This window comes from Arthrobacter sp. SD76 (assembly GCF_049726125.1).
GTDB lineage: Bacteria > Actinomycetota > Actinomycetes > Actinomycetales > Micrococcaceae > Arthrobacter > Arthrobacter nitrophenolicus.
In genome coordinates, this window is sequence record NZ_JBNBLR010000001.1 from 2,871,179 (window position 1) to 2,896,681 (window position 25,503).

The window sequence follows — 25,503 nt, forward strand, 5'->3', positions numbered from 1 at the left end:
ATGAGGCTGCAGCACCAGCCTAGTGGGTGCAGCCGGAGGATGAGCGGGCGGCGGGCCCGAAATGCGGCCAGCAAAAAGCGCCACCGCCCGGCCTGTCGGTAACGGGCCGGGCGGTGGCGCTCAGGCAGGAATCAGGCCTTGGGGCTGGCCGCGGATTCCACCTTCAGCTTTCCGTCAATGATGTCCTTCTCGATCTGCTCCAGCTCGGCCTTCAGGTCCGCCGGAACCTGGGAATCGAGATCGTGGAAGGGTGCCAGCTGGACGCCTTCGTTGGCGAGGGTGCCGACGTAAGGCTCGTTGCTGAACTTGCCTTCCGTGTCATCCTTCACCACGGCCTCCACGGCTTCACCCATGGTCTTCATGACCGAGGACAGCATGATGTCCTTGTAGTCAGGGGCGGTGAGGTAGCCGTCGGAGTCGACCCAGATCAGCTTGACGTCCTTGCCGGCAGCCTTGGCTTCCTTGAGGGCGGACCCGGCACCCTTGCCCACCGGGCCGGCAACGGGCATCACGATGTCTGCGCCCTGGTCCAGGAAGTTCTGGGTGAGCTGCTTGCCGACATCCTGCTTTTCGAAGTCACCGGTGAAGCTGCCGTCCTGGGCTTCCTTGTTCCAGCCAAGGAGCTTGACGTCCTTGCCCTTCTGTTCGTTGTAGTACTTGATACCGTCGGCGTAGCCGTCCATGAAGATGGTCACGGTGGGAAGCTTGATGCCGCCGAACGTTGCCACGGTTCCGGTCTTGGTGGTACCGGCGGCAAGGTAGCCTGCCAGGAACGCGGCCTGCGCGGTGTCATAGATGATCGGCTTGACGTTGCTGATCGGCGGGTTGTAGCTGTAGTCGACGATGGCGAAGTGGCTGTCCGGGTTGGCCTCGGCCTGCTTCTTGGTGGCGTCGCCGAGCAGGAAGCCGATGGTCAGCGTGAGGTCACAGCCCGCGGTCACCATGGCCCGAAGGTTCGGCTCGAAGTCGTTGTTGGTCTTGGACTCCACCTGGTTGACCTTGATTCCCAGGTCCGCCTCGGCCTTCTTCAGCCCCTCGTAGGAGGACTGGTTGAAGGACTGGTCGTCGAACCCGCCCGAGTCGGAGACGATGCAGCCCGTGTAGTCGCTGGCGCCGGCCGTCGGGCCGCTGCCGGCTTCGGGAGGCGCACCGCAGCCGGCCAGCACGAGCGCTGTGGCGCCCACCGTGGCAAGGCCGGCAACGGAACCGCGCTTGAGGTGTGCACGCAGTGATGACATCAAGATTCCTCCAGGATGAAGAGAGTGGCGCTACGGCTCGAATTCAATGAGTGTCCGTTTCTGCACTGAAATTCTGTTTTCACTGAGGGCTCGCAGCACTGCGCCGGAGCGCACTGATGGCACCCACTTTAGTGGCCTGCGCCACGTCCAATAGCACGGCGGGGCAACTTCCCGGAGATTGTTTACAAGTTGTTACCAACCAGTAGGGGTGCCGCATTCGGGCGGCACCCCCCACAGTCGGAGCGGGGCGAAAGGGCTAGAGCCTGACCAGCATCTTGCCTGTGTTGGCACCGTCCAGCAGGTCCATGAATGCCTGCGGGGCGTTCTCCAGCCCGTCCACGATGGTCTCGTCGTAGCGGACGGTGCCGTCGGCCAGCCAGCCTGCCATCTTGCCTGCGAACTCTGCCGAATGCTGCCGCTGGCCGCCCACCAGGAAGCCGCGCAGGGTGAGCTGCTTTCCGATGGCCAGCGCAAGGTTGCGCGGGGCCGGCGAGGGCTCCGTGGCGTTGTACTGCGCTATGGCGCCGCACATGGCCACCCGTCCCCCGATATTCAGCACGGACAGGGCAGCTTCAAGGTGCTCTCCGCCCACGTTGTCGAAGTAGACGTCGATGCCGGCGCTGCCCGCCGCCTGTTCAAGCTGGTCCCGCACGGGACCGTCGTGGTAGTCGAAGGCGGCGTCGAAGCCAAGATCAAGGAGCCTGGCCACCTTGGCCGGCGAACCCGCCGATCCGATGACCCGGGAAGCACCCATGGCCTTGGCGATCTGGCCCACCAGTGAGCCGACGGCCCCTGCCGCGCCGGAGACGAACACGGCGTCACCGGGCTTGAATTCGGCGACCTTGAGCAGCCCGGCGTAGGCGGTAAGGCCAGTCATGCCGAGGGCACCCAGGAAGGCCGGAGCCGGCGCCAGGTCCGTGCGGGCTGGCTTCACGGCTTCCGCGTCAAGGACGGCGTATTCCCGCCAGCCCAGCGAATGCACGACGACGTCCCCCTCCTTGAGTGCCGCGGAACGGGACGCAATCACCTCGCCCACCGCACCGCCGTCGAGCGCTTCATCCAGCTCAAAGGGCGGCGAGTACGACTTGACGTCGTTCATGCGGCCGCGCATATAGGGATCAACGGAGATGAAGAGGTTCTTCACCATGACCTGCCCGTCGCCCAGTGCAGGCAACGGCGACTCTGCGAGCCGGAAGTTTTCTGCGGTGGGACGGCCCACCGGGCGCGATGCCAGCCGGATTTCGCGGGTGGCGGCCGGAAGGGTGGCGGCGCTCATGCCGCGTACTCCAGGACCTTGATGTCCACGCTGATGTTGCCGCGGGTGGCGTTGGAGTAGGGGCAGATCTCATGCGCCCTGGCAACCAGGGCCTCGGCTGTCTTCCGGTCCAGTGCGGGCAGGGCGACCTCCAGTTCGGCGGCCAGGCCGAAGCCTTCGCCGTCAAGTTTGCCAAGGTGGACCTTGGCAGCAACGGCGGAATCCGTCAGGTCGGCGCGCTCCTGGCGTGCCACCAGGCGGAGTGCGGAGTGGAAGCAGGCGGCATACCCCGCGGCAAAGAGTTGCTCGGGATCGGTGCCGTCGCCGGTGCCGCCGAGTTCAACCGGGCTGGCGAGGGAAACGTCCAGCCTGCCGTCACGGGTACGGGCGGTGCCGTCGCGGCCGTCACCGGAGGCGACGGCAACTGCTGTGTAGAGGGGCTTCATGAAAATATCCGTTCTGTCGGGATCAATACTCATGGGGTGGTTCCGGAGGCAAAGCGGTCAGAGCGCAGCATGGAGGGCGGCGGTGAGTTTGCCCAGGGTTTCGCGCAGCTGCTCCAGCTCTGCGGCAGAGAGGCCTGCGGCGTCGGCGAGCCGTTGCGGAATGGATGACGCCTTTGCGCTCAGGCTCCTCCCCGCTGGAGTGAGGTGGACAGCCACCCTGCGCTCATCCTCGCCGGACCGGCGCCGCTCAACCAGGCCAAGGGCCTCAAGCCGCTTCAGCAGCGGCGACAAAGTTCCGGAGTCCAGGCCCAGTTCATCGCCCAGTTCCTTCACGCCCCGCGGCTCGTTCTCCCAGAGCACCAGCATTGCCAGGTACTGCGGGTAGGTCAGGCCCAGGTCTTCAAGGACGGGACGGTACACCGCGGTTGCTGCGCGGGAGGCCGAATAGAGCGCAAAACAGACCTGGCGGTCCAGGCGGGGGGCTTCACTCATACCAAGAACAATATCGGACAACTAAATTGTGCACAACTTACTCGGGCGTGGGTGCCTGGCCGGGGCATGGAAAGGCCCGACGCCGGCACTTCAGCACGTGCCGGCGTCGGGCCTTTTCCTGCAAGCGTTTAGAGGTCGCGGATGGTGCGCAGGGCAGCCGCGGTGAGGACCCGGATGCCCAGGCCCAGCGCCCGCTCGTCCACGATGTAGTCACCGCGGTGCAGGTCGTATTCCTCGCCCCCGGGAGTCTTGGTGCCCAGGCGCATCATGGCGCCGGGAAGCTCGGCGAGGAACCAGGCAAAATCCTCCCGCCCATGGACTGGGGGGTCAGCACCACGGCACTCTCGCCGATTTCCGCGCGGGCGGCTGCCTCGATGATCGCGGTTTCATGTTCGGAGTTCACCACCGGCGGCACACCCCGCGTGTGTTCAAGCCTGACATCCACGCCGTAGGGCGCCGCCACCTGGTGGACAACCTCGTCCAGCAGCTCGCCGGCCTCGTGCCAGGCGTCGCGGTCCAGGCAGCGCATGGTTCCCGCCATGTAGCCGGTACCGGGGATCGCGTTCGGCGCGGAACCGGCGGCAATCTGGCCCCAGACGACCGAGACGCCGCTGCGGACGTCCACCCTGCGGGACAGGACCGCGGGAACGTTGACCGCGATCTGGGCCAGGGCGAAAACCAGCTCTTCTGTCAGGTGCGGCCGGGAGGTGTGCCCACCCCGGCCGGAAAGCTCGATCCGGATGGTGTCCGATGCCGAGGTGATGGCCCCGATGCGCGTTCCGATCTTGCCTACTTCGATGCGCGGATCGCAGTGCAGCGCCATGATGCGGGGCACGCCCTCCAGGACGCCCTGCTCGATGCAGGCGTGGGCGCCGCCCGGCATGGTCTCCTCGGCAGGCTGGAAGATGATCCGGACGGTCCCGCCCAGGGGCGTCTCCTGGTGCATGCGGTGCAGCACCAGGGCGATGCCCAGCATGGTGGCGGTATGAACGTCGTGGCCGCAGGCGTGGGTGACGCCGTGGTTCTTCGACGCGAACGGCAGGCCCGTTTCCTCGATGATGGGCAGGGCGTCGATGTCACCGCGCAGGGCGGTTGCGATGGGGCCTTCGCCGACGTCCACCGTAAGCCCGGTGCCCTCAAGGCGGCGGGGTTTCAGGCCGGCCTCCTCGAGCCGTTCGGCCAGTTTGTCCGTGGTCCGGTACTCCTTGAAGGAGAGTTCGGGGTGCGCGTGCAGGTCCCGGCGGAATTCGATCAGTTCCGGCAGGAGCGGCTCGAGCCAGGGCGACACCAGGGCGGTGGGCTCGGCTTCAGTAGTGTAATTACGCACTTCATCACTCTAGCGAGGATGGACGCAATACAGGCCATCACGGTTACCGCGTTACATCCCGGGCAACCGTGACGGCTGGAACTGCAGGCGAATTTTGGGTTACAGGACGTCCGTGTCGCCGCTGGCCTTGAGTGCGTCAACGGCTGCCTTGACCCGCTGCGAGTTGGCCATAGTGGTGACCAGCAAGGCATCGGGGGTGTCCACGATGACCACGTCCTCGATGCCGATCAGGGCGATCACGCGCTTGGTATCCGTGACTACCACGCCGCTGGAGTTCTCGGTGAAGACACGCGCGCCTTCACCGAGGACTGTCACGTCATCCACTTCCTTGGCCGAGTTGAGCCGGCCCACGGAAGCGAAGTCACCGACGTCGTCCCAGCGGAAGGTTCCGGGCACAACGGCGACGTCCCCGGCCTCGGCGGCGGGCTCTGCCACGGCGTAGTCGATGGCGATTTTCGGCAACGTGGGCCAGATGCGGGACGTGACCTCGTCCCGGTCGGGGGTGTCCCAGGCACGCGCGATTTCCTGCAGGCCCTTGAACAGTTCCGGCTGGTTGGCTTCGAGGTGCTTGAGCAGCAGCGCAACCGGCGCAACGAACATGCCGGCATTCCACACATAGTTGCCGCTGTCCACGTACTGCTGGGCCACCACTTCGTCCGGCTTTTCAACGAACTCCACAACATCCTGTGCGCTGGGTGCGCCCTCGATGTGGAGGTCCTGGCCTGAACGGATGTACCCGAATCCGGTGGACGGGTGCGTGGGCTTGATGCCGATGGTCACGATCTTGCCGGCGGCGGCGGTGTGGATGGCTTCGCGGACGGCCGCCTGGAAAAGGTCGTCCGGGCTGATCACCTGGTCGGCGGCGAAGGACCCCATGATGGTTCCGGGATCGCGCTCGTGCAGGATGGCCGCGGCAAGCCCGATGGCTGCCGCCGAATCCTTGGGCTCGGACTCGAGTACCAGGTCGGAGTCCGTGACCTCGGGAAGCTGGCGGCACACCGCATCGCGGTGCGCCTTGCCGGTAACAACCAGCATCCGGTTTCCGGCCAGCGGGTGCAGCCGGTCATAGGTGGCGCGCAGCAGCGTACTGCCCGAACCCGTGAGGTCGTGGAGGAATTTGGGAGCTGCGGCTCGTGACAGGGGCCAGAGGCGGGTCCCCACTCCGCCGGCCGGGATCACCGCGATGAAGCGGTCAAGGGGTGATGCCGGGCTTGTCACTTTGTCTGTACTCATCACCGCCTACTTTAGCTGACGGGCTGCTGGAGCCTCCGGCGCGCACCGCAGCGCTGACACAGTGTGGCCAACAAGGGGTCGGGCAGTGTGGTGTTTGTCTCATAATTTTCGGAAATCCGCGCCACTACAGGGCACCAAGGCGTTCCTAAATTGAATAAGCTGTTAGCTGAGCCTAGATTTAGGCCTGAGCTACGAGTGCTCTCGCAGCAGGCGTTCCCCCCGCGTGGATCTCATGCCAGCGCCGCTGTGTTGCAGGGAGGTTTATCAGTGCCGACAAAACCAGCTGGCACCTTGTACCGCGGCCGTGAAGGCATGTGGTCCTGGGTAGGACACCGTATTACCGGTGTAGTGATCTTTTTTCTTCTTGTTGGTCCACGTTTTGGACACCTCCTTGGTGCGTGTGTCTCCCGAGGCTTACACCGCCGTGATCGGTGCATACAGAACCCCTTGATGGCCCTGGGCGAAACCGGCCTTGTCGCTGCCATCGTGTTCCACGCTTTAACGGCCTGCGGATTATCGCGGTCGACTTCTGGAAGAAGGGCGCCAAGTACCAGCGGCAGATGCTGTGGGCAGTCCTGGGCCTGTGGGTCGTGACCATGGTCGCCTTCTCCATCCGCCACCTGTCCCTCGCCCTCGGGAGCCACTAAGCCATGTCTGCAACCATCGAGAGCCCCCGCAGCGGGCGGATCGCCCCCCAGTACCGCCGCAACGGCGGCAGCCGCGGCAACTTCGAAATGATCGCCTGGCTGTTCATGCGCCTCTCCGGCGTGGTGCTGGTGGTCCTCATTTTCGGGCACCTTTTCGTGAACCTCCTGGTGGGCGAAGGCATCAAGGCCATCGACTTCGGCTTCGTGGCCGGCAAGTGGGCGGATCCGTTCTGGCAGTTCTGGGACCTGGCCATGCTGTGGCTGGCCATGCTGCACGGCACCAATGGCGTGCGCACCATCATCAATGACTACGCAGAGAAGGACACCACCCGCCGCTGGCTGAAGACGGTCCTGTACTCCGCCACCGTGGTCATCATCGTCCTGGGCACCCTGGTGATCTTCACCTTCGATCCGTGCCCCGTCGTGGACGGCGTTCCCCTGCCGGGCGGCTTCTGCCCTGCCTAGCACCGGCACCACCCCGGGCCCGCGGGCTTTTCCGCGGGCCCTGTTTTGCGGAGCAGGCAACGCCGCCCCGTTGTTCCATAGCGAATTTTGAGAGAAAGAGCATCTGGTATGCAGGTCCATAAGTACGACGTCGTCATCGTCGGTGCCGGTGGCGCTGGCATGCGCGCCGCGATCGAATCAGGTCAGCGTGCGCGCACAGCAGTACTGACCAAGCTCTACCCCACCCGCTCGCACACTGGTGCGGCCCAGGGTGGCATGTGTGCAGCCCTTGCCAATGTCGAGGAAGACAACTGGGAATGGCACACGTTCGACACCGTCAAGGGCGGCGACTACCTGGTTGACCAGGACGCCGCCGAGGTCATGGCCAAGGAAGCCATCGACGCCGTGCTTGACCTGGAAAAGATGGGCCTGCCGTTCAACCGCACGCCCGAAGGCCGGATCGACCAGCGCCGCTTCGGCGGCCACACCCGCGACCACGGCAAGGCGCCTGTCCGCCGCGCCTGCTACGCCGCGGACCGCACCGGCCACATGATCCTGCAGACGCTGTACCAAAACTGCGTCAAGCACAACGTGGAGTTCTACAACGAGTACTACGTCCTGGACCTCCTGACGGTCGAAGAGGACGCGGTCCGCGAGGACGGCACCCCGTACAAGCAGAAGCGCGTGGCGGGCGTCGTCTCCTACGACCTCGCCTCGGGTGAACTGCACGTCTTCCAGGCCAAGTCCGTGGTGTTCGCCTCCGGCGGCGCCGGCAAGGTCTTCAAGACCACCTCGAACGCCCACACCCTCACCGGTGACGGCATGGGCATCGCCTTCCGCCGCGGCATTCCGCTGGAGGACATGGAGTTCTTCCAGTTCCACCCGACCGGCCTGGCCGGCCTGGGCATCCTCCTCTCCGAGGCTGCCCGCGGTGAAGGTGCCATCCTGCGTAACTCCGAGGGTGAGCGCTTCATGGAGCGCTACGCCCCCACCATCAAGGACCTGGCGCCCCGTGACATCGTGGCCCGGTCCATGGCCAACGAAGTCCGTGAAGGCCGCGGCTGTGGCCCGAACAAGGACTACGTTCTCCTGGACCTGACCCACCTGGAGCCGGCCCACATCGACGCGAAGCTTCCGGATATCACGGAGTTCGCCCGCACCTACCTTGGCGTCGAGCCCTACACCGAGCCCGTTCCGGTGTTCCCCACGGCGCACTACGCCATGGGCGGCATTCCGACGAACATCGAGACCGAAGTCCTGCAGGACAACGACACCGTGGTCCCCGGCCTGTTCGCCGCCGGTGAGGTGGCCTGCGTGTCCGTGCACGGCTCCAACCGCCTGGGCACCAACTCGCTGCTGGACATTAACGTGTTCGGCAAGCGGGCCGGCATCGCCGCCGCCGAATACGCCAAGACCGCCCAGTTCGTTGAGCTTCCGGAGAACCCGGTGGCGTACACCACCGAACTGCTGGACATTGCCCGCAACGGCAACGGTGATGAGAAGGTGGCCCAGATCCGCAAGGAGCTGCAGGACACCATGGACGCGAACATGCAGGTGTTCCGTACGGCAGACACGCTGAACCAGGTCCTGCGCGACATCGCCTCCTTCGAGGAGCGGTACAAGCGCATCAACGTCCAGGACAAGGGCAAGCGCTTCAACCTGGACCTGCTGGAAGCCGTAGAGCTGGGCTTCCTGCTGGAACTGGCGAAGGTCATGACCGTGGCCGCCCTGCACCGCGAGGAATCCCGCGGCGGACACTTCCGCGAGGACTTCCCGGACCGCGACGACGAGAAATTTATGAAGCACTCCATGGCGTACAAGGACGACCACGCGCCGGCTGACGGATCGGCAGAGTCAATTGCCGGCATCCGCCTCGCCACCAAGCCGGTTGTCTTTACCCGCTACGAGCCGATGGTGAGGAAGTACTGAAGATGACCGCTGAAATCGCTGAGCCAGCCTCAAAGATTGAACTGCCTGCCGGCGTCGGCGGTGGCGGCGAAATCCCCACGTTCGATGTGCACATGCGCGTCCGCCGGTACAACCCGGAGGTCTCCGAAGAGGCAACCTGGGACGACTTCCACCTCACCATGTACGGCACGGACCGCGTGCTAGATGCCCTGCACAAGGTCAAGTGGGAGATGGACGGCAGCCTGTCATTCCGCCGCTCCTGCGCCCACGGCGTGTGCGGCTCCGACGCCATGCGCATCAACGGCCGCAACCGCCTGGCCTGCAAGACCCTGCTGAAGGACCTGGACACGTCCAAGCCCATCACCGTGGAACCCATCAAGGGCCTGCCGGTGGAGAAGGACCTCATCGTGGACATGGAGCCGTTCTTCCAGTCCTACCGCGAGGTCATGCCGTTCCTCATCAACAAGGGCCACGAGCCCACCCGGGAGCGCCTGCAGTCCGCCGAGGACCGCGAGCGGTTCGATGACACCACCAAGTGCATCCTGTGCGCCGCGTGCACGTCCTCCTGCCCGGTGTTCTGGACTGACGGCCAGTACTTCGGCCCCGCGGCCATCGTCAACGCACACCGCTTCATTTTCGATTCGCGCGATGATGCCGGTGACATGCGCCTGGAGATCCTCAACGACAAGGAAGGCGTGTGGCGCTGCCGCACCACCTTCAACTGCTCGGAGGCGTGCCCCCGTGGCATCCAGGTGACCCAGGCGATCGCCGAGGTCAAGCAGGCAATTCTTTCCCGCAAGATCTGACCAGGGATCAAGCGGACGACGGCGTCGCCCACCTTGTACGGAAACGTACGGTGAGCGGCGCCGTCGTCGTATCAACGACAGAAAGGGGACGCGGTGTCCCGCACGGAAAAAGTCTCGTTCGCCGGCTCCACGGGAGAGATCCTCTCCGGCATCATCGATGTGCCCGATGGCCCCGTCAAGGGCTGGGGCGTCTTCTCGCATGGCTTCACCCTGGGCAAGGACGCACCGTCGGCCTCCCGGATGTGCAAGGCCCTGGCGGACAGCGGTGTAGGCATGCTGCGCTTCGACAACCTGGGCCTTGGCGGTTCCGCCGGGGAGTGGTCCGCGGGTTCGTTCAGCCACAAGGTGGCGGACACGGTCAAGGCTGCCGAGTTCATGCGGAGCGAGGGAAAGGCGATTTCCCTGCTGGTGGGCCACTCCTTCGGCGGCGCCGCAGTGCTCGCCGCGGCCCGGGAAATTCCGGAGCTCGACGCCGTCGCAACCGTAGGCGCCCCCTTCTCGCCCAAGCACGTGGCCCATGTCTTTGACGCTGCGCTGGACAAGATCCTGAGTGAGGGCAGCGCCGAGGTGGACCTCGGCGGCAAGCGGGTGGAGATCCGCAAGCACTTCGTGGAGGACCTGGAGAGGGCCGACCTCACCGACTGCATCCGGCAGCTGCACAAGCCGCTGATGGTGCTCCACTCCCCCACGGACAACACCGTGGGAATCGAGAATGCCAGCACCATCTTCCAGACGGCCCGCCACCCGCGCAATTTTGTCTCGCTCGAGGGCAGTGACCATCTGCTGACGGGAAAGGGACAGGCGGCACGCGCAGCACGGATTATCGCTGCGTGGGCGGACCAGTACCTCGACGCCGGGAACATCTCCTAGCGCTTACGCCATGGCCCGCCGGCAGGGTCACCGGCCGATCGCAGCCTTGCTTTCACTCATCCACTGGGCGGCCGCCTGCTCCGGCGTCAGCCGCTTGAACAGGACGTCGGTGTTGATCCGGGCAGTAATCTCGGAGACGGCCGTGGAACCCGTGGGGCCAATGAAGGTGGGGGCGAAGTCCATCGTGCCGATCTGGTCGATGTAGGCTGCCTCCGCCTTCCCCTGCGGCGTGAGCAGGTCCTGGACCGCGGTCCGCATGTCGGAGTTGCTCGGGACGCCGCGGTCGCTTTGGATGATTTTGGCAGCCGACTCATTGTTCACGAGGAAGCTCACCAGCTTTGCCGCAGCTTCGGTGTGCTTGCTGCGTGCCGAGATGGTGTAGAACTGCGAGGACTGGAGCCAGATTCCCGGCGTGGGCGTCTCGCCGGGAAGCCTGAGCAGTTTCAGTTCGGCCCCGGAAGCTTTGCTGAGGGCGGTCAGCGAGTTGCTCCAGGTGAGCATCATGCCGGCCTGCCCGGTACCCATCAGGGTCTGCTCGGTGCTGACGCTGAGCTTCTCCACGGTTTCAGAGGCGTTCGGGGCAGCCCCCGATTCACTCAGTTCCAGTGAGTAGTCAAAGTATTTCCGGACCGTGTCCTGACTGAGGCCGAGTTGGCCGTCCTGCGTGTACAGCGATTCACCGTTCTGGCGGGCGAAAGCGTCGAGGGAATCATGGGTCATGACCGTAGCTGTACCGTAGGTTCCCTTGGGACTTCCTGCCGTGATGTCTGCGGCGATCCTGGCGAAGTCCTGCCAACTCCAGCTGCTGTCGTCCGGCAGGGGCACACCAGCGGCTTCGAAAACCGCCGGGTTCGCGACGATTGCAAGCGCGTTTGCGCCGGTGGAAACACCATATTGCTTGCCTTGGACCTGGCCGTTTTCCAGCGCTCCCTGGTCCATCCCGGACAGGTCCAATGAAGAACTGACCTCTGAAAGATCCAGCAGGGCCCCGCGGTTGGCGTATTCCGCCGGGTAGGCGCTGCCCATGGTGATCACGTCCGGGGCGTCATTGGCCGCCACCTGGGTTGCCAGCTTGTCAAAGTAGCCGCTGATGTCCCCGTACTCCGGCTTCACCTTGATATCGGGGTGCGCCGCCTCAAACTCTGCTATGGCCTTATTGGTTATCTCTGCCCGGGCGGCGTTGCCCCACCATGAGAAACGGATTTCGACGGGACCATCTCCACCGCCGCTGGACGAGGGGCTGGAGCAGCCGGCAGTCAGGGCCAGCATGCCTGCCGCGGAAAGCATTGCGACTGACTTGAGGAGGGTACGGGGCAGGTTACGCGTCATTGGGCAAGCTTCTTCCTCGTGAGAAAGCGGTTTCGTGAAACGTATCAAGCCCCTCCGGCCGTGGTCAAGGGTTATGGCGTTGCCGGAGTAAAAGCTGCGTCAGGTTTTCGGGGTCGCCCTGCGGGCGCCCAGGATCTTCTTGCCGGGCGCCGCATTCAGGTGCTGGTCCGCCTCCCGGATGGCAGCCCAGCCCGCTGAGATCAGGTACACCTGGCTCACCAGGTTGAACCAGATCAGGAGGCCGATGATGATGGCGAACGGCGCAAGGATGGGGTTGCGGCTGGCGCCGGCGAGCAGTTCGGTGCTGAAGATCTGAAGCAGGCCGGTGCCGAGGGCCGCCAGGACGGTGCCCTCCAGCAGTGCCCGGCGGGGCAGTTTAAGGCTCGCAGCGAACTTGTACATGATGAAGGCGGTGGCCCAGCCCAGGACCAGGGGAACGGTGATCTTGACGGAGGTGGCCAGCGGACCCGCCAGCGCGTCATCAAGCCGCAGGAAGTCCGAGACCCATCCGGCAGCTGCTCCGAACACCAGCGACGCCCCGGCGCTGATCACCAGGGCAACACCCAGGAGCAGCAGCGTTCCGGCATCGCGAAGCTTCAGGAGGACGGGGTTGACCGTGAGCGGGGGCAGCTGAAGGACCCCGCGGAGCCCCTCCCGGATCCCGGAAATCCAGCGCAGCGAGGTGACCACGGTGACCAGCGAGCCAATGACGGCTGTCCAGCCCAGCCCGTCCGGATTCAACAGGTCCTGCGGGTCCACCAGCCCGGCGCCGCCGTTGAGCTTCAGGAGCCCGGGTGCGCTCGATGCCACACTGCTGATGATGGTGTCCAGCAGGGCCGGCTGGCCGCGCAGGACCAGGCCGGCGACGGAGAAGCCGGTGGTGAGGAGGCCTGTGATGGAGAAGAACATGTTGAAGCCGATGCCGGCGCTCATCAGCGGGCCGCGCTGGAGGGTGTAGTGCCGGAAGGCGCGCATCGGCCGGAAAGCGTTGAGCCGGGCCAGGATCCACTGGAACATGGCCATCAGCGCGGAGATCGGGCCGCCGCCGGACCTGCGGGCCTTGCCCCAGTCAATCCGTTTCTGGATGACGGCAAGCTTCAGCTGGGCACGTTCAGTGGGAAGAGGCTGCTGCTCCGCCTGCTTTGGGTGCTGCTTCCGCGGCGGCTTCCGCGAATCTGGTGCCGGCGTGGTTGTCAGTTTCGGTCCCAAAGTCCAGCTCTTCCCGTAGCTGCCAAATGCCGTCTGCATCGTGCTCGTACAGACCCATGCTAACCACGGGAAAGGTGGCCCTGTAGTTTTTCAGCGCCGTTTCGGCCTCATCAAGGCTTTCCGGGGCGACGTCGTGGGCGATGGTGACGTGGGGGTGGTAGGCGAAAGGCAGGTCCCGCTGGAGCGGGCCCTGCTGGAGTTTCTCGTGCAGCTCAACGCAGTCCTCGAACCCCTCCTCCACGTTGATGAAGACCACCGGGGAAACGGGACGGAAGGTCCCGGTGCCGGCGATCGTCACCATGAACGGGCTCTGCCGCCGCGCCACCTCGCGGACGTGCTCACACGTGGCGTCCCAGTCGTGCGTGGGCGTGGTGGTCACCAGCGTGATGTGGGCAGGCACAACGTCCGCCAGCGGGTCGCCGAAGGACGCCCGCCAGCGCTGCAGCTCCTCCGCAATGTCAGGAGGGAACCCCAGGATGACGCCTACGCTGGATGCCATGGCGCTAGCGGACTCCCGCGAGGCTCAGGGAGGGCAGGAAGCCCATGCGCTCATACACCTGGCCAAGGGTGACCGAGGCAATTTCACGGGCGCGTTCGGCGCCGAGGGCCAGCAGCCGGTCCAGCTCTGCCGGGTCGGACATCAGCTCGTTGGTGCGGTCGCGCAGCGGGGTGACGAACTCGACCACCACGTCGGCGAGGTCAACTTTCAGATGGCCGTACATCTTGCCTTGGTACTCCGCCTCCAGTTCGGCGATGGATTTGCCGGTGAGCGAGGAGTAGATGGTCAGCAGGTTGGAAACGCCGGGCTTCTCCTCGCGGTCGAACCTGATCTCGGTGCCGGCGTCCGTCACTGCGGACTTGATGCGCTTGGCCGCGATCTTGGGGTCCTCCAGCAGCTGAATGGCCCCGTTGGGCGACTCGCCGGTCTTGGACATCTTGGCACTGGGGTTCTGGAGGTCGTAGATCTTTGCGCTTTCCTTGACGATCGTCGCCTCCGGAACGGTGAACGTTGCCCGAACCGTGTGTTGAAGCGCTGGGCCAGGTTGCGGGTCAGCTCCAGGTGCTGGCGCTGGTCCTCCCCCACCGGGACCAGATCCGTTTGGTAGAGCAGGATGTCCGCTGCCATCAGGGTGGGGTACGCGAACAGCCCCAGCGTAGCGGCGTCCGCACCGGACTTCTGGGTCTTGTCCTTGAACTGCGTCATCCGGGAGGCCTCACCAAAACCCGTGATGCAGTTCAGGGCCCAGGCCAGCTGCGCGTGCTCCGGCACGTGGGACTGGACGAAGAAGATGCTCTTGTCCGGGTCGATGCCGGCAGCGATGTACTGCGCGGCAACAATCCGGGTGCGCCTGGCCAGGTCCGTGGGATCGAAGTCGACCGTGATGGCGTGCAGGTCGGGGATGAAAAAGACGGCGTCGTACTCCGCCTGCATGTCCACCCAGTTGCGGACGGCACCGATGTAGTTGCCGAGGTGCAGCGAGTCCGCAGTGGGCTTGGCACCGGAGAGGATGCGCTTCTTGGCGGCCGGGGAAGTCTGGCTAGTCATGGGGAGGAAACTTTCGGGGCTGGGAGCTGCGGGTTTAGAGCTGGTAGTCCACTACAAGGGGTGCGTGGTCGGAGAAGCGGGTGTCATAGGAGGCAGCGCGGTCCACGACGGCGGAGACCGCCGAGGCTGCCAGCGCGGGCGTCGCCATGTGGTAGTCGATGCGCCAGCCTGCGTCGTTGTCAAACGCCTTGCCGCGCCAGGACCACCAGGTGTAGGGCCCGTCCATCTCGCCAGCCATGGTGCGGTGGACGTCGTGCCAGCCGATGTCCTCGCCGAAGAACCGGTCAAAGTAGGCGCGTTCCTCCGGGAGGAAGCCGGCCTTCTTGAGGTTGCCCTTCCAGTTCCGGATGTCCAAAGGCGTGTGGGCCACGTTCAGGTCCCCCACCACCAAGGCATGGTCGCTGTGCTTGGTCAGTTCCGGCAGGCGGGTGCTCATGGCGTCAAGGAAGCGGTACTTGTCGTCCTGCTTGGGCGTGCCCGCCTCGCCCGAGTGCACGTAGGCGCTGGCAACGGTCAGTTGCACGCGCTCACCGGCAGCGTCGGTCAGCCGGAAATCGGCTTCCACCCAGCGCCCGGCGGTCGCGAAGTAGTCGTCACCGATGCCGTTCCGGGTGGCCAGGGGCTCTTCGCGTGAGGCGATGGCCACCCCTGCCCGGCCCTTGGCTTCCGCCTCGGCATGCAGGATGTGCCAGCCATCGCCCAGCAGCTGCCGCACGATGGCGTCCGGGGCGCGGACCTCCTGGAGGCAAAGAATGTCCACCTCGCGCGGCTCCAGCCACGCCGCCATACCGTTCTTGTAGGCAGCCCGGAGGCCGTTCACGTTTACGGATGCGATGCGAAGGTGGTCCTTCTTCAATGCCGAGCTCACCCGCTCCACTCTAGTCGATGATGGTGCCGGTGACCGGGTCCCCGCTGCCCCCCGAGGACTTGATCATGTCACGTGCGTTAGTGGCGGTAATCTCGATGGTTTCCAAGGCGCGCATGATGGTGTCCTGGTTGGCAGCAGCTCCCTTGGCGCGTTCATCGTTCACCACGCGCACCTGCACCTGCACGATCTTAAACGAGTGGTCCAGTTTCAGGTCGCGGACCTCGTCCGCTTCGCTGCGCTCGGCAACAACACGCGTTCCGCCCTGGTCGGCCGGGGCGTAGGCGCCGCGGCCGGTGAAGGCATTCTGGGCTTCGGTCAACTTGGCTCCGGCCTTCTTGGCGGCCTTCTGGATGCTGAACACCACGAAGCAGGCCAGCAGCAGCCAGAAGAGGGCGATCACGGCAACAACCCAGCCCACCACGTCGTTCTGGTTGGCTGCGAAGATGACGGCCACAACGAAGGCCGTCACCAGGACCATCAGCCCGGGACCGCTGATGCGGAACATGGAGAAGCCGCCCCTGGCGGGTTTTGCGGATGACTTGGAGCTGCCCAGAGATTGCATGAAGCTATTCTCTCAAACCCCCGGGTATGCTTCCGCCCGCTTCCACCTCCGGCGAACAGCCCGCCCCTCCCTGCGGCCGGCCCCTACTTGAGGAACAGCTGCCGCAGGCGCAGGGTGGTCAGCAGCATGCCGACGGCGGTCATCCCCAGGTAGTAGCCAACGTGCAGCGGCGTTGCGGCCGTGAAGGTCCCCACGCTGATCTGGCGCAGCAGTTCCACCCCGTGCCAGAGCGGCATGGCCTGGATAAACCACTGGATGGGCTCCGGGTAGACGCTGAGCGGGTAGAACGTGGCGCTGAACAGGAACATGGGGAGCAGGATGAAGTTGATCCAGTCCATCTGCTGGAAGGTCTTCAGGAAGCTGGTGATGCCCATCCCCATGCTGGCGAATCCAAACGCGATGAGCACGGAGGCCGGGACCATCAGGAGCGCCCAGGGCGAGGTGATCAGCCCCATCACCCCCATGACGGCGGTGAAGCCGGTGGCGTAGAGCATCCCCCTCAGCAGCGCCAGGAAGATCTCGCCCAGGGCAACATCCAGCGGTCCCAGCGAGGTGTACAGCATGCCCTGGTACAGCTTGGCGAAGTGCATCTTGAAGAAGACGTTCCACGTGGAGTCGTACACCGCCCCGTTCATGGCCGAGACGGCGAGCAGGGCCGGAGCGATGTAGGCCGCATAGCTGATCTCGCCGCCGCCCGGGCCCTCCACCGTCCCCACGATGGCCCCCAGGCCACACCCATCGACACCAGGAACAGGACCGGCTCGAAGAACCCGGACAGCATCACCAGCCAGTTGCTGCTCCGGGTGGCCATCAGCCCGCGCGAGATCACGGCTCTGGCGTTGCGTGAATAGAGCCTGCCGAAAGGCCTGTCGAGGGCTTCCTCGGTGGCGCTGCGCCCCGCCGCCGGAGGCACCGTCCGGCTCATTGGCCCAGCCTTGCCGCGAACCGGCGCCGGGTCAGCACCCAGCCCGCCACGGCGAGTGCGGCCAGGACCGCGACGTGCACCAGTGTCAGCAGCGGCGGTTCCTGGTAGCCGTAACTGGCCACGCGCCCGAGTTCGGTGCCGTGCCAGATGGGTGAGATCCAGCCGATCCAGCGGACGGCCGGCGGAAGTGTGTCCAGCGGAAAGAAGGTGCCGGAGAACAGGAACAGCGGCATCACGATCAGCCGCATCACCAGTGCGAACTGGCCCTTGTCCTCCGTGATGGACGCGGAATAGGCCATCAGCGGCAGCCCGAAGGCCAGCCCGGCGAGTGTTGCCACCAGAATGCCTGCCCATGCGCCGCCGGACGGGGCGGCGCCAAACAGCGCGACGGCGGCGAAGTAGACAGCGGACTGCAGGAGCAGTCGGAGCGTCACGGCCATGATGTGGCCCGCCGCGATCTGGGCCGGCGTCAGCGGGGACGCATGCGGGCCAAAGTAGGTCCGGCGCCACTTGAACCCGGCCATCACCGGGAAGGTGAACTCGTTGGCGGCCGTCATCACCGCGGCGGACACCAGCAGTGCCGGCGCGATGAAGGTCAGGTAGCTGACTCCCCCGAAAGCGGCGGCGCCCTGCCCGTCCACCAGCGTGGCAAGCCCTACCCCCATGGCGAAAAGGTAGGCCACCGGCTGGCCGACGCTGTACATCAGGATGGACCAACCGTAGTTCTTCATGACCCGGAGCACTTGCTCGGCGAAGTAGAAGGCACCCCAGCGGCGGGCTTTCGCGGCGGCGACTGCAGGGCCGTGCGCCCGCAACGCGGGAGGGCTTGGCAGGCCCGGCAGCCCCTGCTCAGTCAACGAGGCTCCTGCCTGTCAGCCGAAGGAAGACGTCCTCCAGTGATGACCTGCGGACCAGCGAGGTCAGCGGCCGCAGGCCGCGGGACGCTACCTGCTCAAGCGCGCCCTCGCCGTCGTCCGCGTAGATCAGCACCCGGTCCGGCAGCACCTCCAGCCGTTCCCCGATGCCGTCCAGCTCCGCGCCGATAGTGGCGTTCCGTTCCGATCCAAACCGCAGTTCCACCACCTCGCGGGTGGAATGTTCCCGGATGAGCCTGGCCGGGGAACCTTCCGCCATGATGCGTCCCTTGTCCACCACGATGAGCCGGTCGCAGAGCTGCTCCGCCTCATCCATGTAGTGCGTGGTGAGGATCAGCGTGACGCCCTGTTCCTTGAGCCGGAACAGCCGGTCCCACAGGACGTGCCGGGCCTGCGGGTCCAGGCCTGTGGTGGGTTCGTCCAGCAGGAGGATGCGTGGTTCGTTGATGAGCGAACGGGCGATGGTCAGGCGCCGTTTCATGCCGCCGGAGAGGGCGTCCACCTTGGACTTTGCCTTGTCCGTCAGCTGCGCAAACTCCAGCAGTTCGTCGGCCTTGGGGCGCAGGTAGCTCATTGGCAGGCCAAAGTAGCGCCCATACACGATGAGGTTGTCCCGGACGCGCAGTTCCTCGTCAAGGTTGTCCTGCTGCGGCACCACCCCCAGATGCGCCCGCACTTCGGGCCCGGAGGAATCCGGTCCAGGCCGATGATGCTGAGGCTGCCGGAGGTGCGCCCGGTGACCCCGCCGATCATCTTCATGGTGGTGGACTTGCCCGCACCGTTGGGGCCCAGCAGGCCGAAGGACTCGCCTGCCGGCACGGTGAACGAGATGCCGTCCACCGCCACCACGTCGCCGTACCTTTTGGTCAGGTTTTCGGCCGCGATGACCGTGCCGCGCGGCGGCGGGCTGCCGGCACGCGTTCCGGCAGGCAGGATGGCTTCGTTGTGCACCCTCCGCAGACTAGTGGAGGGCCCGGGGATGTGGAAGGGGACTTGCAGTTCCGTTTAAACGCCGACGGCGGCACGGCGCCTTTCGCGGAAAGGTGGCGTGCCGCCGTCGGCGGTTGGGGAAGCGGAAGACTAGCGGGCAATGCCTGCCTGGCGTTCCGCAGCTTCCACCACGTTGGTCATCAGCAGCGCCACGGTCATGGGACCCACCCCGCCGGGGTTCGGCGAGATCCAGCCCGCCACCTCGGCAGCGGCCGGATCAATGTCGCCGTAGACCTTGCTCTTGCCCGTTTCGGGATCGGTTTCCCGGGTGACCCCGACGTCCAGCAGGGCCGCGCCCGGCTTAACGTCCGAGGCTTTGACGATGTGCTTCACGCCTGCGGCGCCCACGATCACGTCCGCCTGCCGGAGCAGCTCCGAGAGGTTGGTGGTGCCGGTGTGCGTCAGGGTGACCGTGGCGTTGACGTCCCGGCGCGTGAGCAGCAGCCCGATGGACCGGCCGATCGTGACGCCGCGCCCCACCACCACCACGTGCTTGCCCGCAAGGCTGTAGCCGTTGCGCTCCAGCAGCTCGATCACGCCGCGGGGCGTGCAGGGCAGCGGCGAGGTGATCTCGCTGTTGACGTTGAGCACCAGGCGGCCAAGGTTGGTGGGGTGCAGGCCGTCCGCGTCCTTGGCGGGGTCGATGCGTTCCAGGATGGCATCGGTGTCCAAATGCTTGGGCAGGGGCAGCTGCACGATGTACCCGTGGCAGGCGGGATCCGCATTGAGTTCATCAATGAGGGCTTCGACCTGCGCCTGGGTTGCATCTGCCGGAAGCTCGCGCTGGATCGAATTCATCCCGATCTGCACAGACTGCTTGTGCTTCATGGAGACGTACAGCTGCGAAGCCGGGTCCGCGCCCACCAGCACAGTGGCGATGCCGGGAACGACGCCCTTGGCCTTGAGTGCGGCCACGCGTTCGGTCAGCTCGGCCTTGATGGCAGCGGCGGTAGCCTTGCCGTCGAGGATCTGTGCAGTTGTGGTTTCAGGCATGGGTCACCACTGCTCGTGCTGCGGGTAGAGCGGGAAGTCCGCTGCCAGCTTGTCGACGCGCGCCTGCAGGGCCTCGACGTCGGCGCTGCTGCCGGCCTTCAGTGCGGTGGCGATGATCTCGGCAACCTCGGTGAATTCGGCTGCGCCGAACCCGCGGGTGGCCAGCGCCGGGGTACCGATCCGGAGGCCGGAGGTGACCATCGGCGGGCGGGGGTCGAACGGCACGGCGTTGCGGTTGACGGTGATGCCCACCGAGTGCAGGAGGTCCTCGGCCTGCTGGCCGTCCAGCTGGGAGTTCCGCAGGTCCACCAGGACCAGGTGCACGTCGGTGCCGCCGGTCAGGACGGAGACGCCGGCCTCGGCGACGTCGGCCTGGTTCAGGCGGTCAGCGATGATCCTGGCGCCTTCCAGGACACGCTCCTGGCGCTCCTTGAATTCCTGCGTGCCGGCGATCTTGAAGGCCACGGCCTTGGCAGCGATGACGTGCATCAGCGGCCCGCCCTGCTGGCCGGGGAAAACGTTGGAGTTCAGCTTCTTGGCCCACTGCTCCTTGGCCAGGATCACACCGGAGCGCGGACCCGCCAGGGTCTTGTGCACGGTGGAGGTGACCACGTCGGAGTACGGGACCGGGCTCGGGTGCAGGCCGGCGGCGACGAGGCCGGCGAAGTGCGCCATGTCCGTCCAGAGCAGCGCGCCCACTTCGTCCGCGATGGAGCGGAAGGCTGCGAAGTCCAGGTGGCGCGGGTAGGCGGACCAGCCGGCAATGATGACCTGCGGCTTTTCCTTGATGGCCTGTTCGCGGAGCTTGTCCATGTCCACGCGGAAGGTGTCTTCCTCCACCTGGTAGGCCGCTACCTCGTAGAGCTTGCCGGAGAAGTTCAGCTTCATGCCGTGGGTCAGGTGGCCGCCGTGGGCCAGGGACAGGCCCAGGATCTTGTCGCCGGGGGTGATCATGGCGGAGAGTGCTGCGGCATTGGCCTGCGCACCGGAGTGCGGCTGGACGTTGGCGTACTCGGCGCCGAACAGGGCCTTGACGCGGTCGATGGCCAGCTGCTCTGCGACGTCAACGTACTCGCAGCCGCCGTAGTAGCGGCGGCCCGGGTAGCCTTCGGCGTACTTGTTGGTGAGGACGGAGCCCTGGGCTTCCATCACGGCGCGGGGCGCGAAGTTTTCGGAGGCAATCATCTCCAGGGTGCCGCGCTGGCGGCCAAGCTCCTGGTCCAGGACTGCGGCGATTTCGGGATCCAGCTCGGCCAGCGGCTGGTTGCTGACGGCTGTGGTTGAGGTGGCTGTGGTAGTCACGGAGAACTCCTGGCTAGGGATTGGGCACTGCTTAGGTCAGGCTACCGGCTGGCGCGTCTTCGCACCGCGTTGATGAACGGGCGTGAAAGCGCGGGGGCATGGCGCTGCAGCACTGGACGCAGTGCAGCCCCACTCTCCGGCAAAACATGACCCTCGGCCCAGGCGTACGATCCGTGGTCTTCGTGATTGCCGCTCCCTGGTGGTTAGCCACCCAACGCCAGTTGCGACCCTTCCAGCCTACCAAAACCGGCGCCCGCCGCGCGGGTAGGCTTGTACGCGTGAGTGAACAGCAGCTGAACCAAGCGTATGTATTGACCCTGTCCTGCCGGACCGCCCCGGAATCGTCCACGCCGTGGCAGGTGCCCTGCTGGTGGCAGGCTGCAACATCCTGGACTCGCAGCAGTACGGCAGCCCCGCCACAGGGAACTTCTTCATGCGCGTGGAAGTGACGACGGCGGCATCCGCGGCCGAGCTGCGTGCGGCGCTTGAGCCGGTTGCTGAGGCCTTCGGGATGCAGTGGGGCCTGCACGCCGTGGGCCAGAAGGTGCGGACCCTGGTCATGGCCAGCACGTCAGCCCACTGCCTGAACGACCTTCTGTTCCAGCAGCGTTCCGGCACCCTGCCGATAGAGATTCCGGCCATTGTCTCCAACCACCAGGACCTGGCCGGGTTGGCCGGCTTCTACGGCATCCCGTTCCACTACATTCCGGTGACCAAGGACACCAAGGTCCAGGCCGAGGACAAGCTGCGGGCGCTCATCGCCGAGCATGACATCGAACTGACGGTGCTGGCCCGTTACATGCAGATCCTCTCCGATGAGCTTTGCACCGAGCTGACGGGCAAGGCCATCAACATCCACCATTCCTTCCTGCCGTCCTTCAAGGGCGCCAGGCCGTACCACCAGGCCCACGCGCGCGGCGTGAAGCTGATCGGCGCAACAGCACACTACGTGACAGCTGCCTTGGACGAGGGCCCCATCATCGAGCAGGAAGTCATCCGCGTGGACCATGCCCGCACCGCCGAGCAGTTCGTGCAGATGGGCCGCGATGTTGAGGGCCGCACCCTGGTCCAGGCGGTGCAGTGGCACGCTGAGCACCGGGTGCTGCTGGACGGCAACCGGACGGTGGTTTTCAACTAGCCGGTTTCCAACTAGCTCCGGAACCGGCCGTCCGGCTTTAGGCTGAAGCCATGGCTGACGCACCGGGGCACGCGGACCATGAGGCCGACCTCGCGCTGTTTTATGACCGGCAGGCCCCGCTGCCCAACACCCGGGCTGGCACGCCCCACCGGGTCGAGTGCCGGGAGTGGTTCGTCAGGCTGCTCAAGGACGAACACCGGCAGTCCGTTTTCGAACTGGGGTGCGGCACCGGCGTGGAGGGACTTGAGTTTGTCCGTGCCGGGCTGCACTACTGCGGCGTGGACCTGTCCGGGGAAAGCGTCCGCCTTGCCGCCGCCAAGGGGTTGAATGCCCATGTTGCCAGCGGGCGGAGCCTGCCGTTCCCGGACGGCTCCTTCGCCGCCGGCTGGACCATGAGCACGCTGCTGCACGTGCCCAACACCCTCATCCACGAGGTGGCCGGCGAGCTGGTCCGGGTGTGCGCGCCCGGCTCGCCCATCGCCGTCGGACTGTGGTCCGGAGACGACGAGGAGGTCCTGAACCCGGAAGACGATGAGGAGCCGCGCCGGTTCTTCAGCCGCCGGAGCGACGCTTCCGTCCGGCGGATCTTCGGCGAACACGGCCAGGTGGAACACTTCCGCACCTGGCCGGAGGGAACAGGGGACCAGTCGGGGCCGGGGCGGGGCGCCTGGACGCAGCACTACCAGTTCCTGGTCTTCCGCACCCCGGGCTCCCCCGCCTGACCCGCCGGTCACATTGGGCCGGGGGCAGCAGCCGCACCCGGGAGTGGCCTAGGGTGTTGCCATGGCTCCCCTGTACCCCTTCGCCGGCAGCAGCCCGGCAGTCCATGAATCAGCTTTCGTTGCTCCCACGGCGTCCATCATCGGCAACGCCAGCCTGGGCGCGGACGCCAGCGCCTTTTACGGCGTCTCCGTGCGGGCGGACACCGCCGCCATTTCGGTGGGCGCGGGCAGCAACCTGCAGGACAACGTGGTGCTGCACGCCGATCCCGGCTTCCCCTGCACGGTGGGCGAACGCGTCAGCGTGGGGCACGCCGCCGTCGTGCATGGCTGCACGGTGGAAGACGACTGCCTGATCGGCATGGGCGCCACCGTCCTCAACGGCGCGGTGATCGGCGCCGGCTCGCTGGTGGCGGCCGGCGCCGTGGTCCTGGAAGGAACCGTGGTCCCGCCCCGCTCGCTCGTGGCGGGCGTTCCGGGAAAGGTGCGCCGTGAACTCACCGATGAGGAGTACGACGGCGTACGCGCCAATGCTGCCCGGTACGTGGAGCTCGCGGCAAAGCACCGGGAACTTCACGCCCCATAGAACACGTCAGTCCAGGCTGATCGGGCCGATCGCGTCCAGCAGTTCGCCCGGGCCGGGGTTGGCAGGCGCCGAGGAGCCGCCCAGGTGGTTCACCACGCCCCACACTGCATTCAGGCCCGTGGTGACCGCACCTTCGGCCCAGCCGGCGGTGAAGGACACATCGTCGCCGGCCAGGAAGATGCCGCGCTGGGATTCCGGCAGCCGGTCCTGCTTGAAGTGGGTGAACAGCCGCTGCTGGTAGCGGTACTGGCCGGGCAGGTTGGCCTTGAAGGCGCCCATGAAGTTGGGGTCCGCCTCCCAGGACACGGTGATCGGCTGGCCCACGATGTGGCTGGCGATGTCCACGCCCGGGTAGATCTGCTCGAGCGAGTGGAGCATCAGTTCCACCCGCTCATCAGCGTCCAGGGCGAGCCATTTCAGCGCATCATCATTCCAGGTGTAGGAAAGCAGGATGACTGCTGGCTGGTCCGGGCCGTTGTCCAGGAGATGACGTGGCGCGGTTGAGCCGGTCGGTCAGGGTCATGGACAGGACCTCGTTGCCCGTTTCCGGGTCGATGTCCTTCCAGAACGGCCGGTCCACCATCACGAACGTCTTGGACGACTGCATGTAGTGCGAGCGCTCGATGGCGGTCCACAGCTCCGCCGGGAACAGCGCCTCCTCGGTGTGGATCCGGGTGGACAACAGCCAGGACTGGCACGTTGTCACCACCGCCGGGTAGCTGGCTTCGCGGCCCCACCGTTCGCGGACCCGCAGGTTGCCGTCCTGGTCGCGGCTGATCTTGCCCACGGCGCCGCGGGGGCGAGCCGGAGTGCAGTGACGCCAGCGAGGTGCCCTCGGGCCAGTGCCTCATGCCCGACGGCGCGTGCTGCCACAGTGCCTCGGGCAGCCGCTGCGCTCCCCCGCGGATGAGCCGGTGCTGGTCGTCCGCGTCCGTGTACACCACCCGCAGGATCTCCAGGATGGAGTTGGGGAAGTCGGTGTCCCAGCCGCCGGTGCCGAAGCCCACCTGCCCGAAGGCCTCGCGGTGCGCGAAGCCTGCCTTTTAAAGGACTCGCTCGCGGCGATGAACCCGTAGAACGTTTGCTCGTCCATCAGCGGCAGCAGCTCGTTCCACAGCTCCTTGATCCGGGCCGTATCCCGCGCACGGATGGCGTCCTGCATCTGCGCGAACTTCGCGCCGTCGTTCACTGCCGACTTCCAGGCGTCCGCAACCTCCCGGAAGAAGGCCGGAAGGTCGCTGGGCTTTTCGGCGTAGTGCTTCTTGCCCGCAAGCTCGATCACGGTGCTGGAGGTGGCCGCGGCCAGCGGGTTGGGGAAATCCTGGGTCTCCAGGCCCAGCAGGTCCACGTAGTGGTAGAACGCCCTGCCGGAGACCGGGAACCGCATGCCGCCCAGGTCCGCCACGACGCCGGGGGCAGCGGGGAAGGCGGCGGTGCGGAGCCGCCCGCCGATCTGGTCCGCCTCGTAGACCACCGGACGCAGGCCCAGCTTCATCAGTTCATACGCCGTCACCAGCCCGGACAGCCCTGCACCAATGACCGCCACCTCGGTGCCCAGCATGTCCTCCGGCACCGATCCCAGGCCGTCCGGGTGTGCCAGGTAGTGGTCGTAGCTGAACGGGAAGTCCGGATTGAGCATGGTGATGGGCGCGGTTTGCTCTTCCGGGCGCCGGCTGGCGCCTTCCTCGGTCAACGTGGAGGTGCTGGACGGGTCGGAGGCCGGAAGTTCGGTGGCGATGGTCATTGAAGGTCTGCCTTTTGTTGGTTCGGGGCGTCGGTACGTGGCTGGGAGCGG

At 65.9% G+C, this 25,503-nt stretch carries 20 protein-coding genes, 6 pseudogenes and 1 riboswitch; of the genes and pseudogenes, 8 read left to right on the top strand and 18 right to left on the bottom strand.

Annotated features, from left to right (window positions below; all coding sequences use genetic code 11):
• Positions 1 to 131: 131 nt before the first annotated feature.
• The 6 genes and pseudogenes from ACPEE0_RS13900 to ACPEE0_RS13925 all read right to left on the bottom strand — a co-directional run bounded on the left by ACPEE0_RS13900 (position 132) and on the right by ACPEE0_RS13925 (position 5,991).
• Positions 132 to 1,238, bottom strand: a complete 1,107-nt coding sequence (locus tag ACPEE0_RS13900; protein WP_009358033.1) for a BMP family lipoprotein — start codon at positions 1,236 to 1,238, stop codon at positions 132 to 134.
• 256 nt (positions 1,239 to 1,494) lie between these two features.
• The gene (locus ACPEE0_RS13905) at positions 1,495 to 2,514 is read right to left on the bottom strand and encodes an NADP-dependent oxidoreductase (RefSeq protein WP_009358032.1); all 1,020 of its coding nucleotides are present in this window, start codon (positions 2,512 to 2,514) and stop codon (positions 1,495 to 1,497) included.
• A complete protein-coding gene (locus tag ACPEE0_RS13910) occupies positions 2,511 to 2,939 on the bottom strand; it encodes an organic hydroperoxide resistance protein (protein ID WP_424574656.1) in 429 nt (142 codons plus the stop codon). The genes ACPEE0_RS13905 and ACPEE0_RS13910 overlap by 4 nt, the downstream gene beginning before the upstream one ends.
• A 57-nt stretch (positions 2,940 to 2,996) precedes the next feature.
• Positions 2,997 to 3,431 (bottom strand): MarR family winged helix-turn-helix transcriptional regulator, encoded by a 435-nt coding sequence (locus tag ACPEE0_RS13915; protein ID WP_354175436.1) that lies wholly within the window; start codon positions 3,429 to 3,431, stop codon positions 2,997 to 2,999.
• Between the two features lie 128 nt (positions 3,432 to 3,559).
• Positions 3,560 to 4,758: pseudogene (locus tag ACPEE0_RS13920) on the bottom strand (amidohydrolase).
• Between the two features lie 99 nt (positions 4,759 to 4,857).
• The gene (locus ACPEE0_RS13925; protein ID WP_354175433.1) at positions 4,858 to 5,991 is read right to left on the bottom strand and encodes a mannose-1-phosphate guanylyltransferase; all 1,134 of its coding nucleotides are present in this window, start codon (positions 5,989 to 5,991) and stop codon (positions 4,858 to 4,860) included.
• Between the two features lie 312 nt (positions 5,992 to 6,303).
• On the opposite strand from ACPEE0_RS13925, the gene ACPEE0_RS13930 reads away from it, so the two are divergent.
• The 5 genes from ACPEE0_RS13930 (at position 6,304) to ACPEE0_RS13950 (ending at position 10,666) form a co-directional block, all read left to right on the top strand.
• The gene (locus tag ACPEE0_RS13930) at positions 6,304 to 6,585 is read left to right on the top strand and encodes a hypothetical protein (protein WP_424575279.1); all 282 of its coding nucleotides are present in this window, start codon (positions 6,304 to 6,306) and stop codon (positions 6,583 to 6,585) included.
• 56 nt (positions 6,586 to 6,641) lie between these two features.
• Positions 6,642 to 7,103: a succinate dehydrogenase hydrophobic membrane anchor subunit gene (locus ACPEE0_RS13935; protein ID WP_009358025.1), complete on the top strand. Its 462-nt coding sequence runs from the start codon at positions 6,642 to 6,644 to the stop codon at positions 7,101 to 7,103.
• 108 nt (positions 7,104 to 7,211) lie between these two features.
• Positions 7,212 to 9,011 (top strand): succinate dehydrogenase flavoprotein subunit, encoded by a 1,800-nt coding sequence (gene sdhA / locus ACPEE0_RS13940; protein ID WP_133351105.1) that lies wholly within the window; start codon positions 7,212 to 7,214, stop codon positions 9,009 to 9,011.
• 2 nt (positions 9,012 to 9,013) lie between these two features.
• Positions 9,014 to 9,796: a succinate dehydrogenase iron-sulfur subunit gene (locus ACPEE0_RS13945; protein ID WP_133351107.1), complete on the top strand. Its 783-nt coding sequence runs from the start codon at positions 9,014 to 9,016 to the stop codon at positions 9,794 to 9,796.
• 93 nt (positions 9,797 to 9,889) lie between these two features.
• The gene (locus tag ACPEE0_RS13950; protein WP_009358024.1) at positions 9,890 to 10,666 is read left to right on the top strand and encodes an alpha/beta hydrolase family protein; all 777 of its coding nucleotides are present in this window, start codon (positions 9,890 to 9,892) and stop codon (positions 10,664 to 10,666) included.
• A gap of 27 nt (positions 10,667 to 10,693) precedes the next feature.
• Here the strand turns inward: ACPEE0_RS13950 and ACPEE0_RS13955 are convergent, their stop codons facing one another.
• From ACPEE0_RS13955 to glyA, 11 genes and pseudogenes are all read right to left on the bottom strand, one after another.
• Positions 10,694 to 11,995: an ABC transporter substrate-binding protein gene (locus ACPEE0_RS13955; RefSeq protein WP_424574657.1), complete on the bottom strand. Its 1,302-nt coding sequence runs from the start codon at positions 11,993 to 11,995 to the stop codon at positions 10,694 to 10,696.
• 99 nt (positions 11,996 to 12,094) lie between these two features.
• Positions 12,095 to 13,069, bottom strand: a complete 975-nt coding sequence (locus ACPEE0_RS13960; protein WP_424575280.1) for a YihY/virulence factor BrkB family protein — start codon at positions 13,067 to 13,069, stop codon at positions 12,095 to 12,097.
• Positions 13,070 to 13,106: 37 nt separating this feature from the next.
• The gene (locus ACPEE0_RS13965; RefSeq protein ID WP_133351113.1) at positions 13,107 to 13,703 is read right to left on the bottom strand and encodes a 2'-5' RNA ligase family protein; all 597 of its coding nucleotides are present in this window, start codon (positions 13,701 to 13,703) and stop codon (positions 13,107 to 13,109) included.
• Between the two features lie 4 nt (positions 13,704 to 13,707).
• Positions 13,708 to 14,750: pseudogene (gene trpS, locus ACPEE0_RS13970) on the bottom strand (tryptophan--tRNA ligase).
• Positions 14,751 to 14,784: 34 nt separating this feature from the next.
• Positions 14,785 to 15,618: an exodeoxyribonuclease III gene (locus ACPEE0_RS13975; protein ID WP_424574658.1), complete on the bottom strand. Its 834-nt coding sequence runs from the start codon at positions 15,616 to 15,618 to the stop codon at positions 14,785 to 14,787.
• Between the two features lie 10 nt (positions 15,619 to 15,628).
• Entirely contained in the window at positions 15,629 to 16,180 is a 552-nt protein-coding gene (locus ACPEE0_RS13980; protein WP_009358019.1) for a hypothetical protein, read from the bottom strand.
• 83 nt (positions 16,181 to 16,263) lie between these two features.
• Positions 16,264 to 17,105: pseudogene (locus tag ACPEE0_RS13985) on the bottom strand (ABC transporter permease).
• Positions 17,102 to 17,962: an ABC transporter permease gene (locus tag ACPEE0_RS13990; protein WP_424574659.1), complete on the bottom strand. Its 861-nt coding sequence runs from the start codon at positions 17,960 to 17,962 to the stop codon at positions 17,102 to 17,104. The pseudogene ACPEE0_RS13985 and the gene ACPEE0_RS13990 overlap by 4 nt, the downstream one beginning before the upstream one ends.
• Positions 17,955 to 18,931: pseudogene (locus ACPEE0_RS13995) on the bottom strand (ABC transporter ATP-binding protein). The gene ACPEE0_RS13990 and the pseudogene ACPEE0_RS13995 overlap by 8 nt, the downstream one beginning before the upstream one ends.
• A gap of 129 nt (positions 18,932 to 19,060) precedes the next feature.
• Positions 19,061 to 19,963, bottom strand: coding sequence for a bifunctional methylenetetrahydrofolate dehydrogenase/methenyltetrahydrofolate cyclohydrolase (locus ACPEE0_RS14000; protein ID WP_133351123.1), 903 nt, complete (start codon positions 19,961 to 19,963; stop codon positions 19,061 to 19,063).
• Between the two features lie 3 nt (positions 19,964 to 19,966).
• The gene (gene glyA, locus ACPEE0_RS14005) at positions 19,967 to 21,265 is read right to left on the bottom strand and encodes a serine hydroxymethyltransferase (protein ID WP_009358015.1); all 1,299 of its coding nucleotides are present in this window, start codon (positions 21,263 to 21,265) and stop codon (positions 19,967 to 19,969) included.
• Between the two features lie 149 nt (positions 21,266 to 21,414).
• Positions 21,415 to 21,500: riboswitch (ZMP/ZTP riboswitch) on the bottom strand.
• Positions 21,501 to 21,543: 43 nt separating this feature from the next.
• Here glyA and purU point away from each other — a divergent pair.
• The 3 genes and pseudogenes from purU to ACPEE0_RS14020 all read left to right on the top strand — a co-directional run bounded on the left by purU (position 21,544) and on the right by ACPEE0_RS14020 (position 23,708).
• Positions 21,544 to 22,403 (top strand): annotated as a pseudogene (gene purU / locus ACPEE0_RS14010) (formyltetrahydrofolate deformylase).
• 50 nt (positions 22,404 to 22,453) lie between these two features.
• Positions 22,454 to 23,125, top strand: a complete 672-nt coding sequence (locus ACPEE0_RS14015) for a class I SAM-dependent methyltransferase (RefSeq protein ID WP_424574660.1) — start codon at positions 22,454 to 22,456, stop codon at positions 23,123 to 23,125.
• Positions 23,126 to 23,186: 61 nt separating this feature from the next.
• Positions 23,187 to 23,708 (top strand): gamma carbonic anhydrase family protein, encoded by a 522-nt coding sequence (locus ACPEE0_RS14020; RefSeq protein ID WP_009358012.1) that lies wholly within the window; start codon positions 23,187 to 23,189, stop codon positions 23,706 to 23,708.
• A gap of 6 nt (positions 23,709 to 23,714) precedes the next feature.
• Here ACPEE0_RS14020 and ACPEE0_RS14025 read toward each other — a convergent pair.
• Positions 23,715 to 25,452: pseudogene (locus ACPEE0_RS14025) on the bottom strand (flavin monoamine oxidase family protein).
• Positions 25,453 to 25,503 lie beyond the last annotated feature (51 nt).

Bases quoted from the DNA above. Each gene is read 5' to 3' on its own strand.
- ACPEE0_RS13900 (WP_009358033.1), bottom strand. From the start codon at position 1,238: ATGTCATCACTGCGTGCACACCTCAAGCGCGGTTCCGTTGCCGGCCTT.
- ACPEE0_RS13905 (WP_009358032.1), bottom strand. From the start codon at position 2,514: ATGAGCGCCGCCACCCTTCCGGCCGCCACCCGCGAAATCCGGCTGGCA.
- ACPEE0_RS13910 (WP_424574656.1), bottom strand. From the start codon at position 2,939: ATGAAGCCCCTCTACACAGCAGTTGCCGTCGCCTCCGGTGACGGCCGC.
- ACPEE0_RS13915 (WP_354175436.1), bottom strand. From the start codon at position 3,431: ATGAGTGAAGCCCCCCGCCTGGACCGCCAGGTCTGTTTTGCGCTCTAT.
- ACPEE0_RS13925 (WP_354175433.1), bottom strand. From the start codon at position 5,991: ATGAGTACAGACAAAGTGACAAGCCCGGCATCACCCCTTGACCGCTTC.
- ACPEE0_RS13930 (WP_424575279.1), top strand. From the start codon at position 6,304: ATGTGGTCCTGGGTAGGACACCGTATTACCGGTGTAGTGATCTTTTTT.
- ACPEE0_RS13935 (WP_009358025.1), top strand. From the start codon at position 6,642: ATGTCTGCAACCATCGAGAGCCCCCGCAGCGGGCGGATCGCCCCCCAG.
- sdhA (WP_133351105.1), top strand. From the start codon at position 7,212: ATGCAGGTCCATAAGTACGACGTCGTCATCGTCGGTGCCGGTGGCGCT.
- ACPEE0_RS13945 (WP_133351107.1), top strand. From the start codon at position 9,014: ATGACCGCTGAAATCGCTGAGCCAGCCTCAAAGATTGAACTGCCTGCC.
- ACPEE0_RS13955 (WP_424574657.1), bottom strand. From the start codon at position 11,995: ATGACGCGTAACCTGCCCCGTACCCTCCTCAAGTCAGTCGCAATGCTT.
- ACPEE0_RS13965 (WP_133351113.1), bottom strand. From the start codon at position 13,703: ATGGCATCCAGCGTAGGCGTCATCCTGGGGTTCCCTCCTGACATTGCG.
- ACPEE0_RS13980 (WP_009358019.1), bottom strand. From the start codon at position 16,180: ATGCAATCTCTGGGCAGCTCCAAGTCATCCGCAAAACCCGCCAGGGGC.
- ACPEE0_RS14000 (WP_133351123.1), bottom strand. From the start codon at position 19,963: ATGCCTGAAACCACAACTGCACAGATCCTCGACGGCAAGGCTACCGCC.
- ACPEE0_RS14015 (WP_424574660.1), top strand. From the start codon at position 22,454: ATGGCTGACGCACCGGGGCACGCGGACCATGAGGCCGACCTCGCGCTG.
- ACPEE0_RS14020 (WP_009358012.1), top strand. From the start codon at position 23,187: ATGGCTCCCCTGTACCCCTTCGCCGGCAGCAGCCCGGCAGTCCATGAA.